10 protein-coding genes and 2 pseudogenes are annotated in these 14,283 nt (G+C 62.9%); 5 read left to right on the top strand and 7 right to left on the bottom strand.

The genetic code is table 11. The features are described 5' to 3' along the window. Nucleotides 1–195, top strand: a pseudogene (locus A37U_RS46410) (IS110 family RNA-guided transposase); the annotation flags it as partial. Nucleotides 196–209: 14 nt separating this feature from the next. Further along, nucleotides 210–440 (top strand): annotated as a pseudogene (locus tag A37U_RS0132195) (IS110 family transposase); the annotation flags it as partial. A 55-nt stretch (nucleotides 441–495) separates the two neighbouring features. Here A37U_RS0132195 and A37U_RS0132190 read toward each other — a convergent pair. From A37U_RS0132190 to A37U_RS0132160, 7 genes are all read right to left on the bottom strand, one after another. Beyond that, a complete protein-coding gene (locus A37U_RS0132190; protein ID WP_020500801.1) occupies nucleotides 496–1,500 on the bottom strand; it encodes a phosphotransferase family protein in 1,005 nt (334 codons plus the stop codon). A 5-nt stretch (nucleotides 1,501–1,505) separates the two neighbouring features. Further along, nucleotides 1,506–2,504: a DUF7065 domain-containing protein gene (locus tag A37U_RS0132185; RefSeq protein WP_020500800.1), complete on the bottom strand. Its 999-nt coding sequence runs from the start codon at nucleotides 2,502–2,504 to the stop codon at nucleotides 1,506–1,508. Further along, complete coding sequence (locus tag A37U_RS0132180) at nucleotides 2,501–2,947, bottom strand: hypothetical protein (RefSeq protein ID WP_020500799.1); 447 nt, start codon at nucleotides 2,945–2,947, stop codon at nucleotides 2,501–2,503. Before A37U_RS0132180 ends, A37U_RS0132185 begins: the two co-directional genes overlap by 4 nt. A gap of 240 nt (nucleotides 2,948–3,187) precedes the next feature. Then, entirely contained in the window at nucleotides 3,188–4,774 is a 1,587-nt protein-coding gene (locus tag A37U_RS46405; protein WP_169526968.1) for a class I adenylate-forming enzyme family protein, read from the bottom strand. Nucleotides 4,775–4,815: 41 nt separating this feature from the next. Beyond that, on the bottom strand, nucleotides 4,816–5,814 hold the full coding sequence (locus A37U_RS0132170; protein ID WP_157183155.1) for an LLM class flavin-dependent oxidoreductase: 999 nt from the start codon (nucleotides 5,812–5,814) through the stop codon (nucleotides 4,816–4,818). A gap of 68 nt (nucleotides 5,815–5,882) precedes the next feature. After that, the gene (locus A37U_RS0132165; protein WP_020500796.1) at nucleotides 5,883–8,081 is read right to left on the bottom strand and encodes a hydantoinase B/oxoprolinase family protein; all 2,199 of its coding nucleotides are present in this window, start codon (nucleotides 8,079–8,081) and stop codon (nucleotides 5,883–5,885) included. Continuing rightward, entirely contained in the window at nucleotides 8,081–10,201 is a 2,121-nt protein-coding gene (locus A37U_RS0132160) for a hydantoinase/oxoprolinase family protein (protein ID WP_020500795.1), read from the bottom strand. Before A37U_RS0132160 ends, A37U_RS0132165 begins: the two co-directional genes overlap by 1 nt. A gap of 397 nt (nucleotides 10,202–10,598) precedes the next feature. Between A37U_RS0132160 and A37U_RS0132155 the strand changes: the two genes are divergently transcribed. From A37U_RS0132155 to A37U_RS0132145, 3 genes are all read left to right on the top strand, one after another. Then, nucleotides 10,599–11,867 carry an acyl-CoA dehydrogenase family protein gene (locus A37U_RS0132155; protein WP_020500794.1) on the top strand — a complete coding sequence of 423 codons (1,269 nt, stop codon included), beginning with the start codon at nucleotides 10,599–10,601 and terminating at the stop codon, nucleotides 11,865–11,867. Nucleotides 11,868–11,902: 35 nt separating this feature from the next. After that, nucleotides 11,903–12,547, top strand: a complete 645-nt coding sequence (locus A37U_RS0132150) for a TetR family transcriptional regulator (protein ID WP_040589327.1) — start codon at nucleotides 11,903–11,905, stop codon at nucleotides 12,545–12,547. Nucleotides 12,548–12,678: 131 nt separating this feature from the next. Then, on the top strand, nucleotides 12,679–14,277 hold the full coding sequence (locus A37U_RS0132145) for an acyl-CoA carboxylase subunit beta (protein ID WP_026197824.1): 1,599 nt from the start codon (nucleotides 12,679–12,681) through the stop codon (nucleotides 14,275–14,277). The last annotated feature ends 6 nt before the right edge of the window (nucleotides 14,278–14,283 follow it).

Here is a 14,283-nt window from a genome sequence, read left to right as displayed (position 1 = left end):
CGCCTCAACCGCGCACTGAACGTCATCGCGATGGTCCGCATGGTCCACCACCCCACAACCCGCGCCTACGCGAACAGGCGCCGCGCAGAAGGCAAAACCAACCGCGAGATCCGCCGCTGCATCAAGCGCTACCTCGCCCGACGCCTCTACCGCCACCTCACCAACACCACCAAATCGGGGCTTGACGCGACATAGAAGCTTCATAGGAACGTCGCTACAACCGACGGCTGCGGCGTGTGTTCTACATGGCCGCGCTGTCCAGCCTCCGCGCCGATGGTCCCTCCCGCGCTTTCTGCGACAAGAAGCGCGGCGAACGCTTCATCCATACCCAGGCGCTGCTCGCTCTAGCCCGACGCCTCGCCGACGTGCTCTGGGCACTGCTGCGCGACAACCGACTCTTCACCCCAACCGCGCCCACACCGATCACTGCTGCGGCTTGACACGGTCATTGAGATTCTCCACGATTCAAGGGGAAGTTCAAATCGCCATTGACGCTCACCATGTCATGATGGTGGTCAGTTCGTGTCGCAGGCCGGGCATGGCGTACTGGTTCCAGGCCATTCGTATGTCGGGTGTTTTGCCGTCTGCGTACATTCGGATACCGGTGTGGAGGATGGTTAGCAGGGCCAGGGCGCCGAGTGCCGTGTAAGTGCGCACCACATCGCGGTCCACCGGAGCGCCGGTACGTTGGGCGTATTCGGTGAAGAACCAGTCTCGGTCGGCGACGGCGCACAGTAGGTCGGAGCCTTTGTGAACGAATTTGCCTGCGAAATAGTCGAGGTTAGCGTAGCCGAGGTCGAACCGTGGGTCGCCGATGTAGGCCAATTCCCAGTCCATCATGGCAGCGATGCGGTGGTTGTCGAGCATCGCGTTCCCGATTCGGTAGTCACCGTGCACAAGGGCTGGCGGCACCGGGTCAGGCTCACGGGAGCGGACCCACTCGAAAGACTCGTCGATGATGGGATCGCGGACCAGTCGCTGTCGTTCGAAGGTGTCCTGCCACCGATCCACCACCTCGTGGAATGCTCGGGCGGCACCGAGGTGTGTGAACTGTGTGACGGGGCATTGGTGGATTTGTACCGCGGTCTCGACCAAATCGGTGCCGAGGCTTCGGCTGTTCGCCCAGTTGGCCTCGAGTAGTTCGCGGTCGGTGCGCTGCCAGGTGTTCGGCGCGTTACCTCGCACCCAGTCCATGACGAAGAACGGGCCGTCGAATGCGGTTTGTTGTGCGGTGTTGATGCCGTAGGTGGCCGGTACCGGGATCTTGGCACGTTGCAGCGCCACGTAGGTGCGGTACTCGCGTTCTAGGTCGGTGTCCAGGAGTGAGCCATCGGGTTTCGCCCGGACCACATAGGAGATGGTGTCGTCGGAGACGAGGTGGGTGCGTCGCGACCAGCCGCCGGCCAACTGGATGACTTTCCAGTTCCTTGACCGGGCGGCCAGGGGCAGCTCACCCGAATCGATCAGCACGTCGAGGGCGGCGTCGATGCGAGCGTCCACGGGAATCAGTCCTTTCGATACGACCCAAGCGGTGCCCGCACGAGGCTTTCGATTTCGACGTTGGCCCAGCCTTTCACACCGTCATCGACCGTGCACTCGACCAGCGCACGGTCGTTCCAGGCAATGAGTTGTTCGTCGGCTTCGTCTCGGAAGAACAGAGCCGGCAGTACTCGGATGATCTCTCCGGTGAACCGTAGCTTGGTGTCTCGGCTGGTTGCCAGTGCCGTCATCGTCCGTGGCAGTGGTTTGAGGTTGCGGTCGGCCGTGGTGAGCTGGTCGGTGTAGTCGGTCAGCGGGGTAACCGTGCCGTCCTGGTGGTAGAGAGCGCCTTCCTGCGGCCAGTCGTCGGGGTTTTCCGGGAAATTACCGCGCCACATGGTCAGGTTCGGGTGCGTGTGCTGTCCTGGTTCCATGACCAGGTCGATCCATCGCCACTCACGCGGCGCGAACCAGTCCCGCACACCCCAGGAGTGGTCCTTGCCGCCGATCGCGTTGATGTGGTGCTCTCGACCGTCGATGGTCAGGGTGCCGGTGACCGTCCCCACCTCGTCGATGTGTCCGGTAAACAGTCGGGTCATCCCGGGCTGGTGCGAGTAGATGTATGGGGGATGGGTTGGGGTGAAGGTCAGGTCGTAGCGCACCGGGATAGTGTTCTCCGTGGCTGGACCGAGCGCTTGATGGTCGCATTCGGCGCCCGTCCCGCCGTTGTTGAGCCGTCCGTCGAAGGTGACTCGCCAACGACCGAATGGTTCCTGCGCTGCGTAGGTCATACCGGCGATTTCGTGGTTGTTGTCCCAGGTGGTGAACGTGTCGTATTCCGACGAGACGAGGGTCGGTAGCTGCGGCCCCCAGATCACGTTGATGAATCCGCTGTGTCCTGTGGCCGGACGCTTGCCGATCGAGGAGAACCCACCGATACGGTGGACAGGGTCGAAGAACGACACGTAGTAGCTTTCCCGCCACCGGCGCTCGGCTCCCGGAGCGTGTACCAGGTCTTCGCTCATTTCGTTCCTCCTGACTTTCCCGCGCTGGCGAGTATGGAGACTTCTTTGCTCGCCAGCTCTCCTAATAGCCGATGCAGTTGAGGTCGGAATCGGTCGAGTTCGGGCTGCCCTCGCCCGGTGTCCAGCAGCTCACCGATGAGCTTGCCCAGGTTCCGTGGATCGTCGGTGTCGAGCCCGGCAAGGCAGGTACGGATTCCGTCCGCCCAAGTACCCTGCGGTTGGCGATCGAGCTCGTCGCGCAATTCGGAGGCGAGGTCGTCCCGAAACGTACTCAGTGTCGCTGTCTGTCCGGCCAGCTCGGCCGACAGATATTTGGCAATGCTGCTTGCGGAGAGCAACTGGGCCGTCTCGAAGGGTTCGAGAGGGCGGTCCCAGCGCGCAGAGCCGCGCAGCACGGTGCTGAGGATCATGGCTAGTTCGTGTGCGCTGAGCGGGTTGAACATGGCAGCCTCTTCCGTTGCGAAGTCGCGGATAATGGACCATGCGGTGGGGCTCAATCGCGCCGACCACCCCTCGTCGCTCCTAGCGGGTCGGCGCGGTTGGCACGTCAGTGGGCTCGGGGGCCTCAGATATCGCTGGCTCGATGTTTCCTGCGTCGTACGAGTCGTGTATCTGGTGATCGGCACCACCAAGGACATCTGTGGTTTTGAGGGATCACCAAGCCGGTGGACCCGCCAATGGCTTCAAGGATGGTTCCCCGAAGCAGTCGAGTTGGCGAACCGGTCACGCAACAGGTATTTCTTGACCTTGCCGGACAGCGTTCTCGGTAGCTCGTCCACCGTGTACACGACCGTGGGCTTTTTGAAACTGGCCAGCCGCTCCTTGCAGAACGCCATGATCGCCTCGGTGTCTACCGTGACCTCAGTGAGTGGCTGGATCACCGCGCAGACCCGCTCGCCCCATTTCTCGTCGGGCACCCCGATTACCGAAACGTCCGCCACTGCGGGATGTTGGCGCACCACGCCCTCCACGTCGCTCGGATACACGTTCATCCCGCCAGTGATGATCATGTCTTTCTTCCTGCCCGCCACATACAGAAAGTCCTCGTCGTCGAGGTAGCCAAGGTCGCCGGTGTGCAGCCACCCGTCCACTACGGTCTCGGCCGTGGCCTGCGGATCGCCCCAGTACCCGACCGTCACCGCTGGTCCTCGGATCAGGATTTCGCCGATCTGCCCCGAAGGCAGTGCATCACCGACGTCATCGGCGATGCGGATTTCGTTATGCATCGACGCTTTGCCCGCGGAACCGATCTTGGTGGACAGGGAATCGGGCGGCACGACTGTGGTTGTACCGCCCCCCTCAGTCAACCCGAATACTTGCACGAACCTGGTGTGCGGGAAGGCTCGCTGCGCATCGAGGACGCTCTCCTTGGATAGCGGCGCGCCACCACACATGATCATCTCGAGCGTGCTGGTGTTCAGCTGCTTGAGTTCTGGCACGCGTAGCACGTCGTAAAGCATGGTCGGGACCCACAGCACGTGGCTGATCCGATGCTCGCACACGTAGTGCAGTGCCTCGGCCGCATTGAACCCGCCGGAACGGCGCAGGTGCACGGTGCCGCCTTGGTGTAGCACGGCGAAGGTGAAGTCGTGTCTCCCGCCGATGTAATTGAGGTCGAGTTGTACGTAGGTCGTGTGGTCCGAGCGGAGGTTGAAATCCATGACCTGTTGAATGGAGTTCCACATGACAGTGCCGTGCGACCAGATGACACCCTTGGGGGCACTGGTTGTGCCGGAGGTGTAAATGATTTCGTGAGGGTCGTCGAAGGCAGGAGGGGATACAGCCGGGCGCTCGCCGCTTGCCTCGGCGCACAGCTGTTCGTATTCCACGTCCGCGCCATCGACGGTGCCGAAGGACACGATCAGTTCCAGCTCCGGCAGCTGGCCGCTGGCGCGTGCGGCGGCCAATGCCGGTACGTAGGTGTGTTCGGCAAATACGGCGCGGGCGCCGGATCGGGCCAACAGGTTGATTCGCTCCGCGTCGGCCAAACGGAAGCTTAGCGCCACCATGATCGCTGCCGCTCCCGAGATGCCGAACTCGACCTCGAAGTACTCGAGCCGGTTGGTGGTGGCGAGCCCGACTCTGTCCATTCGGTCGATACCGCGGCCCACGAGGCCGTTTGCGACCCGGCGGTATCGATCGCGTAACTGACCGTAGGTGCGGGATTGTCCCGCACAGACCACGGCAGTGCGGGCGGGATCGCGGCCGGTTCGTTCGACTAGGTGGGTAACGTTGAGTGCCGACCACGGCGGGGCTGCGGCGGTGTCCACTCCCGGTATTGTCCGGGTCCCTGCTGCCATTGGATTCTCCTCTACAATCGCCCGAGTTCGCGGAGCCGGTCGGTGATGCCGCGCAAGGCTCTGAGTTGGTCGCCCTGGCCGAGGATGAACATCACCCCGTCGCAGCCATGCCGCTCCAGTTCATCGAGGCGCTGTGCCCACTCTTGCACCTGGCCCCACACGACAAAGTTGCGCACCAGGTACTCGGCTAGCTCTCGAGACACGACGGTGGTGTTGCGCGGACGAGTGTTATCGGCGTGGGAGCCGTAGTCGTAGTGTTCCCACATCAGCCGCACGTCGTGTTGCCGCGCCGCCGGGATTCCGCGTTCGGTCAGATCGCCGCGGAAGGCTCGGTTCGCCATCGCGACAAGGAGCGCCCCCATGTCGTCGAGCACCGCGTCCACCGTCTCTGCCAGTGACACACCAGGGCCGACCCAGAAGTGTTGCCCGGAGCTGATTCGCCCTGTCTCCACTCGCCGTGCCAATACCTCGGGGGCCATGGTGCCTCCGTAGAGCACGCCGTCGCCTACCTCTCCGCCGAGCGCGGTGACCCGCGGTCCGTCCGCGGCAACCAGCAGTGGGCAACCGCGCCGACTGATCCCGGTCACCGGGATGGTGCTGCCGGGGAAGGTGCGGCTATCGAACGCGCCCCCGTTGCCTGCCCAGTACCCGCGGATCGCCGCCACCGCTTCACCCAGCTCATCTACCGTCGCCGGTCGTAGCCCCAGCCCCCGGGCCGCGCTGTTGCCGGTGGCCACGGCGCCGATCGCGCGGCCACCGCTGGTCTCGTGCAGTGTGGCAAGCAGGTTGCCCACGATGAGTGGATGCCGCACTACCACGTGCGTGGCCAAGGGGCCGACCAGCAGGCGCCGCGAGTTCCGCAGCGCCTCCATCTGGTGTAGGTAGGATTCCTGGAATACGGTCGGCGTGTCCGCGATTCCCATCCAGGTGTAACCGGCCTCGTCCGCGTGCTTGGCCAGCTCCGTCGTCTCGGCCATAGACCGGGGCAGCTCCATGAACCCAAACTTCATCGGCAACTCCCTCGCGGCTTGGGCCGGTGGTAGCGTGCATCGGCCCAAGCCGCGTCATCGCTGCTGAATCAAGCCTCTGTGAGCCTCGGTTCGGGCAACACGTCCAGTTCGGTAGTGGCTACGTCCACGCCGAGCACGCCGGCACAAGAGCTGCAGTAGTACTCGCGTAGCACCACACCGGGTTCCTCGAACCGCTGCTTCACGTGCATATCCAGGTGTTCGTAGCGTTCGAAGATCGGGTATTGGCGAGCCACGGTTCCCTGTGCGGTCCGCCAATTCTCGGTGTTCGTGCCGAGGTCTGCCGCGCAGTAGCCGCACGACCAGTGTGGCTCGTTGCCGGACCCCCGGTACAGGGCGACCGCGACACCCGGACTTGCCGGTGCACGCATCTCGGACTTCGGAGTGTTACCGATCCGCTCTGTACGGATCTCGTTGCGGAGCTTGGTGGTCGCCTCGATATCTGGGGTGTCGCCATTGGTGACAACGCCGTAGGCGTTGCGAGCGTGCTTTTCGGTGATATATCCATCGATCAGGTCCTTGGTGACTGTATCTACGGGCCGTAGCAGGGGGTCACCGACACCGCCACCTCCACCGGAGAGCCACACCTGCACATCGTCCCGGCTCACCTGAAGGTGACCGATCTTTGAACGGATGGTGCGCTTGTCACCGTGCAGCCGCTGCAGGATTGGCAGTTTGTCCGCGGCGAGCAGCTCGGCCACGTTGGTGTGCTCAATCGGGTAATAGTTGCCGCTGCTGGCTGGATAGCCGCCGCCGAACCCGCGTGGCGGGACCTCGGCCACGGCGTTGAATCCGGGTCCGTTCATCTGGTCGGTGTAGTGCCAAGCAAAGCCCTGCTCGATCGCCTGACCCCCGCGGAACAAGCCGGGGCCGCCGGAATTCGGCGAAATGCGTCGCCACAGCCATAGCACGGGGTCCAGCGACTCGTGTGTTTCCACGTCAGCGACCCCGCAACCGGTCATCGTGGTGCAACCGTAGGCATCCTGCCCGTCCATGATGGTCTGCGCACCGCCGCCGCTGCCGACTGCGTTATCGACGTAGAACACCACCGAGGTGTTACCGAACTGGTTCTGGCCGACCAGGTTGACCGCAGGGAACCCGTTCTGCCCCTGTGCGGCCAGCCGACCGCGGATCTCCGGGTCGTCGGACAACGACATGGCTTGGGCGAGCAATTCGGTGGTGAGCTTGCAGGCGCGCATACCGACTTCGGAGTGGGCGTTGCTGCACGGCGCGGGGTCGATGGAGTTGACAATCGTGCCCGGCTCGCCGACATCTACCGTAACCGGTCGCCACAGTCCCGCGTTGATCGGAAAGTCCCCGTACGCCATCGTGGTAAGGATGCCGCTCATCGTCTGACCGTGCATCGCGTGCGTCGCCGAGTTCACGAACGCGTCGATCTGCGGCACCCCTGAGTATTCGAAACGCATGTCGTCCCCGGCAATGGTCATCCGGCAGCGCATGTCCAGCAACTGGTCGGGACCATCGTGACCGTCGAACTCGTTCCAGTCCGCCGTCTCGTAGACGCCGTCGGGCAGCCGGGATATCCGTTCCCGCAGCACCTCCTCGCTGAGATTCTTGTTGATCTCGCACAGCTCGCGGTAGCCTTCCAGCCCGAACTCGTCCACGATCGCGTTCAGTCGTTGGTTGGCCACCACATTGTTCGCCGCGATCATGCTGCGAATATCCGAAAGTACCGGTCCAGGTGCACGCACATTGGCCGCGATGAATCGTTCCCATTCCTTGTCGATCCGACCGCCCTTGATGATTTTCACCGGTGGAAACCGTAGTCCTTCCTCGAACACGTCGTGCGCGCCGGGCGCATAGCCGGAAATGCCGACGCCACCGATGTCCACCACGTGCAGGTTGGCGAACCCCCAGCCGATCAGCTCATCGTTTTTGTAGAACATTGGCATGATCACACCGACATCGGCCTGGTGCATGGCACCGCCAGCGCGCGGGTCGTTGGTGACGAACCCGTCGCCGGGCTTGAGGTCGCCGTCCTCACCGAGCTCCTTGATGGCTTGCACACCACCACGAGACGATCCGATATGAAACAGCACATACCCGGAAAAGCCGAGCTGCTCGGGCACCGTATCGAAGAAGCAGGTGGAGAAATCCTTTGCCTCGTACACCACTGGGGAGGTCGAGGTGCGGACCATCGCCAGGGCCATTTCCTCGGTTAAATTCTCCACGGCCTTGCGGTGCACTTCGGCGGTGACCAGGTCGTAGTCACGGCGAGCGGTGGTCATCAGTCGTCCTCCCGGGTCATCACGTAGCTATTGAAGCGGTCACGGCTGACCGTCGTTCCTGGTGGCGCGAAAATGGTGGTGTCGTTCTCATCGATGATCGCCGGGCCGATGATCGTGGTGCCCGGGGTGAACTTCGCCCCATCGTAGGTGGGAATCTTCTGGCGGGTCTGAGTCATCGGTATGTAGACCTCGCGCTCGCCTTTCCGTACCTCTGAGAGCGGAGTCGGTGATTCCTTCAGCTCGGGCAGCGCCGGCCGGGGTTGATGGCCAGTGACCGTGATCGTGTAGTTCAGGAGTACCTCGGGCACGCCGGCGAACGCGGCGCCGACACCGTAAACGCGTTCGTACAGCGCGTAGAATCCTTCGGCGAGAGACTCCGTGTCGTCCTTGGTGAGGTGGCGGTTCGGCACTGGCATGGTCAGCTCGTACACCTGGCCTTCGAACCGGAAGTCCGCGCTGTGAGCCACCTCGATATCCTCGTCGGCGAAGCCCTCTGCGCGCATCTCAGCCAAAGCCTCGGCCAGTAGCCGATCGGCTGCCTCGTTGACTCGGCCGACCTCCTCGGGCTTGTTCAGCTTCCAATCCACGGTTTGGTCCTTGCGCAACACGAAATCCGAGGACAGCAAACCCAGCCCACTGAACACCGAGCTATTTTGCGGGATCACTACCTTCGGAATTTTCAACCGGTCGGCGATCTGCGAAGCGAACAGCGGCAGCGTGCCGCCATAGGCGAGGAAGGTGAAGTTGCGGGGGTCATAGCCTTTTCCGACACTGACCTCACGGACCGCGTGTGCCATGTTCACCACCACAAGGTCGTGCACCGCAGCGGCAGCCCTGTCCACAGACCAGTCGAAGTGCTTGGCGAACTTGTCCTGTAGCGCGGTCTCCGCCGCGCCAGTATCCAGGTGCATCCGTCCACCGAGGTAGTTCTCCGGGTCGATGTAGCCCATCACCGTCATCGCGTCGGTCACCGTCGGTTCTTGTCCACCGAGGCCGTATGCAGCAGGCCCGGGATGGGAGCCGGCGCTGTCAGGGCCGACTTGGGGCAGACCCCGTTGGGAGACCCATGCGATACTTCCGCCTCCCGCGCCGACGGACACCACGTCGACGACGTTGACGCCGGTCTGTAGCTGGCCGATCTCGATGTTCTTTTGCGTGTGCACCTCGTTGTCGTTGATGATGCCGGTGTCGAAGCTCGTGCCACCCATATCGCCAAGCAGAATCTTCTGGTAGCCAAGGCGCTTACCGAGTTCGTTCGCCCCGAGCGCGCCACCGGCTGGTCCGGAGCCGAGCAGTGCGAGCGGGTGTGCAACGGCCCGGTCCTTGCTGATGGCGCCACCCAATCCCTGGAAGAACACTGGCGGCTGCGGCAGACCCGCCTCGGTCAGTTTCGTGTCGATGGAGTTGATGTAGGCCCGGGTCTGGTCATGCACGAAACAGTTCAGTACCGCCGTGGTGAACCGGCGGGTCTCTCCGCGTACCGGGAACACCCGGTGTGCCGGGGTGACGAACAGTTCCGGGTACAAATCGTGGATGAGCTGCTCGGTACGCAGTTCGTGGTCGCCGCTGACGTGGCTGTTCAGATAGCACACCGCGATCGAGTCGACACCGTGGACCTCGACCAGCTCCCGTGTCGCTTCCCGCACCCGGTGCTCGTCCAACGCCACGATGTCGTCTCCGGCGTAGTTGGTGCGCTGGGTGATCTCCTTGATCGTGCGCCGATCCACCAGGTCCGGGACGTTGGTCTGGAGATGATCGTCGGCGACGTTGAGTCGCGGACCTCCAGCGATGCGGAAGACATCCCGAAAACCTTCGGTGATCAATACTCCGACTTTGGCCCCGCGCAACTGGGTAATGATGTTCGTGACCACCGTGGTTCCGTTGATCAACATCTTGGTGCCGGCCAGGAGATCATGTAACCCGACACCGAGGGTGCCCGCGGCCACCTCGATCGCGGCCAATACGCCACGACTGAAGTCGTCGTAGGTGGTCAATGCCTTTCCGCGGACCAACCGGTCGCCCGAGCTGACCGCCACGTCGGTATGCGTGCCGCCGACATCGATACCGATAAACGCGGTCAGGTCCGCGGTCGAAGGGCTCCGTGTGGACTGATGTGCCATATCTACTCCAGCTCAACGGCAGCTTGACGCTGCAAGATCACCCGGCGCGGGAAGGAGCGTCCATACCCGTGCGAGTGGTCGCAACAACGGTGGATTACCCGCGTGGTTAATGGCAGTTAATTAGCAGTAACGTGAGTCACAGCATGCAGGTACGTGCCCAACTCGTCAAGTCGCTCGCCCAGAAAAGATCGCTGCGCGCCACATGTGGAACCAGCGAACGTGTTTTTCCCAGGAGAACCCGCATTGCTGCGCCGCCGACGTCATCGGTCGGCACTGTTTCGACCGGGAGAGTGGAGGGTTGGCTTACCGGCAATCGTGGGCAGTTTGGCTCCAGCGCTTCCCGGAATATGTGATCATCTAGTAACTTTGATGGATGTACCCATCCCGGGAGGAGACCATGGACTTCTCGTTCGATGCGCGGACCGAGTCGTTGCGTGCAGAGTTGTTGTCCTACATGGACCAACACGTGTATCCGGTCGAGGCACAGTTTGCGGAGGCGGCTACGGCCACGAAATACCCGTGGAAACGCCCGGAGGTGATGGAACAGCTCAAGGCTGAGGCTCGCCGCCGCGGCTTGTGGAACCTGTTCCTGCCGCACTCACCGGACGGGGCGGGGCTTTCGAATTTGCAGTACGCGCCCCTGGCCGAGATCACTGGCCGGAGTCCGTTGATCGCTCCCGAAGCGCTGAACTGCAATCCGCCCGATTCCGGGAATATGGAACTGCTCAGCATGTTCGCCTCGCCCCGGCAGCGCACCGAATGGCTGGAACCATTGCTTCGCGGGGAGATCCGCTCGGCTTACTGCATGACCGAACCTGCGGTGGCGTCTTCCGATGCGGGTAACATCGCTGCCCGGATCACCCGAGACGGCGACGAGTACGTGCTCGACGGCCGCAAGTGGTGGATCACCGGCGCTCTTGCCGAGGAGTGCCGTATCTTGCTGGTACTCGGGGTGACCGATCCTGATGCGCCACGCAAGCAACGGCACAGTGTGCTTCTGGTGCCGCCGGATACGCCGGGGGTCCGGATGGTCCGGCCGATGCACATCATGGGATACGCGGAGGGCGTGATCGGCGGGCATGCGGAGATCGAGTTCGACAACGTGCGGGTGCCAACGGCAAATCTGCTCGGCGAGGTAGGCGGCGGGACCGCGATGGCGCAGGCCCGGCTTGGGCCGGGTCGGATCCATCATGCCATGCGGTTGGTTGGGATGGCCGAACGTGCCCTGGAGCTGCTGTGCACCCGGGTGGCAGGGCGTAGCGCGTTCGGAAAACCGTTGGCAGACCAGGGCGTGCTGCAGGAGCGGATCGCCGAAGCGCGGGTAGGGATCGAGCAGCTACGATTGCTGGTGCTGCGCACTGCGTGGCTGTTGGACACCGCGGGCGTCGATGGGGCCAGGACGGAGGTCTCCGCGGTGAAGATCGCCGCTCCACGAACCGCGGAGTGGGTGATCGACGCAGCGATCCAGGCGCACGGCGCCGCTGGAGTGTCGCAGGATTTTCCCTTGGCCGTGTTGTGGGCACAGGCCCGCGGGTTACGTATCGGGGACGGCCCCGATGAGGTGCATCGAATGGTCCTCGCCCGCACCGAGCTGCGGCGATACCGAACAGGAAGCCGGGGCGGGGACCGCAGCGCGGAGTACGCCGGGCAGCCGCGGGTCGAATAACGGGGTGGATATGGAACGGACACTCACTGAGGGACATGATGACAGCAAACGAGAGCCCGAACATGGTCGCTGAGGTTCCACGAACCCGGGACCCGGCCCGTAAACAGCGGATCCTGGTCGCCGCCGCCGACCTGCTGGCTAGAAATGGATACCATTCGGTGGGCATGGCGGATATCGGTGCTGCGGCCGGCGTCACCGGCGCGGCCATCTACCGGCATTTCGAGAGTAAATCGGCCGTACTGGTCGCATTGTTCGACCGAGTGATCGACGAACTGCTGAGCAAGGCCTCCGAGGTCGTCAGCGCTGACTACTCTGACCAAGAGGCACTCGGCCTTCTGGTCCGTGACCAGGTCTTGTTCGCCATCGACGAGCGTGTGTTGCTGCAGGTGTATTCACGCGAGATCCACAACCTGCCTGAGGAAGACCGACGCAGATTACGCCGCAAACAACGACTTTACCTGGAGGAATGGGTCCACATCATCGCCGAGCTGCGCCCCGACCTGATCGACTCCGAGGTGCGCACCATGGTGCACGCGGCCATCAGCACGATCCAGTCGATCCTCGACCACGAAAGCGGGCTGGCGCGTGAGCGGCTGATCGAACTGATGAGCACTGCGGCCCTCGCAGTACTCGGCGTGGACAGCATGTCTCGATCACCGACCCCAGGCAACCGTGGCTAATCAATATTCACCAGATTTTTGAGTCCATCGGTACCACGGCCCCGAGCTTTATGAAGCTATTCATGCATATCGAACGAACCGGCTTCCCCGATAAGTTAATAACGACTAACATTTGAGTGGGAGGGCATGGCATGCCGATAGTGAGATCCACGGTAGATCCGGCGAGCGAGACCTACCAGCAGAACCGCAGGGACCAGCTGGCCGCAGTTCGCCGGTTGCAAGAACAGCTCGAGTTGGTGCGCGCGGGCGGTGGTGAACGTGCCGTGCGGCGCCACCACCAGCGTGGCAAACTGCTGGTGCGGGAGCGGGTCGAGCTGCTGTTGGACCGTGACGCGCCGTTCCTCGAGTTGTCCGCGCTTGCCGCCTGGGGGACCCAGTTCACAGTCGGAGCCAGCGTGCTGACCGGGGTCGGCGCCGTCTGCGGTATCGAGTGCGTGTTGATTGCGCATGATCCGACCGTCCGCGGCGGAACCATGAACCCGTATACGTTGCGAAAGACGTTGCGGGCGCTGGAAATCGCGAAGAACAACCGGCTGCCCGTGATCAATCTCGTCGAATCGGGCGGAGCCGATCTACCGACGCAGTCAGAGCTGTTCGTGCAAGCCGGCCGGACCTTCCACGATCTCACCGAGCTATCGGCGATGGGTATCCCCACGATCGCGCTGGTGTTCGGTAACTCCACGGCTGGTGGCGCCTATGTGCCTGGCATGTGCGATTACGCCGTTTTGGTGGATGGACAGGCCAAGGTCTTCCTCGGTGGCCCGCCACTGGTCAAGATGGCTACCGGGGAAGTGTCCGGCGACGAGGAACTGGGTGGGGCGGACATGCATTCGCGGGTTTCTGGGTTGTCCGACTATTTCGCCGTGGACGAGGCAGACTGCGTCCGGATCGGTCGCCAGATCGTCGCCGATCTGAATTGGCGCAAACGTGGTCCTGGCCCGAGTAAACCGGTCGACGCACCGCTGTATGACCCGGATGAGCTCCTTGGCATTGCCTCGGCTGATTTCCGGGTTCCCGTGGATCCGCGTGAGGTTCTTGCGCGAGTATTGGACGGGTCTCGATTCGATGAGTATAAGCCACTGTACGGCACCAGCCTGGTGACCGGTTGGGCGAGCGTCCATGGGTTCCCGGTCGGGGTACTGGCCAACGCACAAGGGGTGCTGTTCAGTGAGGAGGCAAAAAAGGCCAGCGAGTTCATCCTGCTGGCCAACCAGACCGAGACTCCGCTGATTTTTCTGCAGAACACCACCGGCTACATGGTCGGCAAGGACTATGAGCAAGGCGGCATCATCAAAGACGGCGCAAAGATGATCAACGCTGTGACCAACAGTACGGTGCCCCACATTACGATCAACATCGGTGCGTCCTTCGGCGCCGGCAACTACGGGATGTCGGGCCGTGCCTATGACCCACGTTTCATGTTCGCCTGGGTCAACGCCAAACTCGCGGTGATGGGCGCGCAACAGCTGGCGGGGGTGATGTCCATCGTGGGCCGCGCGGGAGCTGAATCGTCTGGTCGGGAATTCGATGAGGAGGCCGACCGTCGACGCACCAAGGAGATCGAGGACCAGATCACCACGGAGTCTGACGCGTTCTTCATCACCGCGCGGCTCTACGATGACGGGGTGATCGATCCGCGTGATACCAGGTCTGTGCTCGGTATGGCGCTGTCTGCGGCGCATTCCCAGTCGATAGCGGGACGCCGTGGTTTCGGTGTCTTTCGGATGTAGGTGGTG

It is taken from the genome of Sciscionella marina DSM 45152 (assembly GCF_000379465.1).
In the GTDB taxonomy this organism is placed as follows: Bacteria; Actinomycetota; Actinomycetes; order Mycobacteriales; family Pseudonocardiaceae; genus Sciscionella; species Sciscionella marina.
The sequence above is the reverse complement of the archived record's forward strand: the minus strand, read 5'-3'. Positions and strand labels throughout refer to the sequence as shown.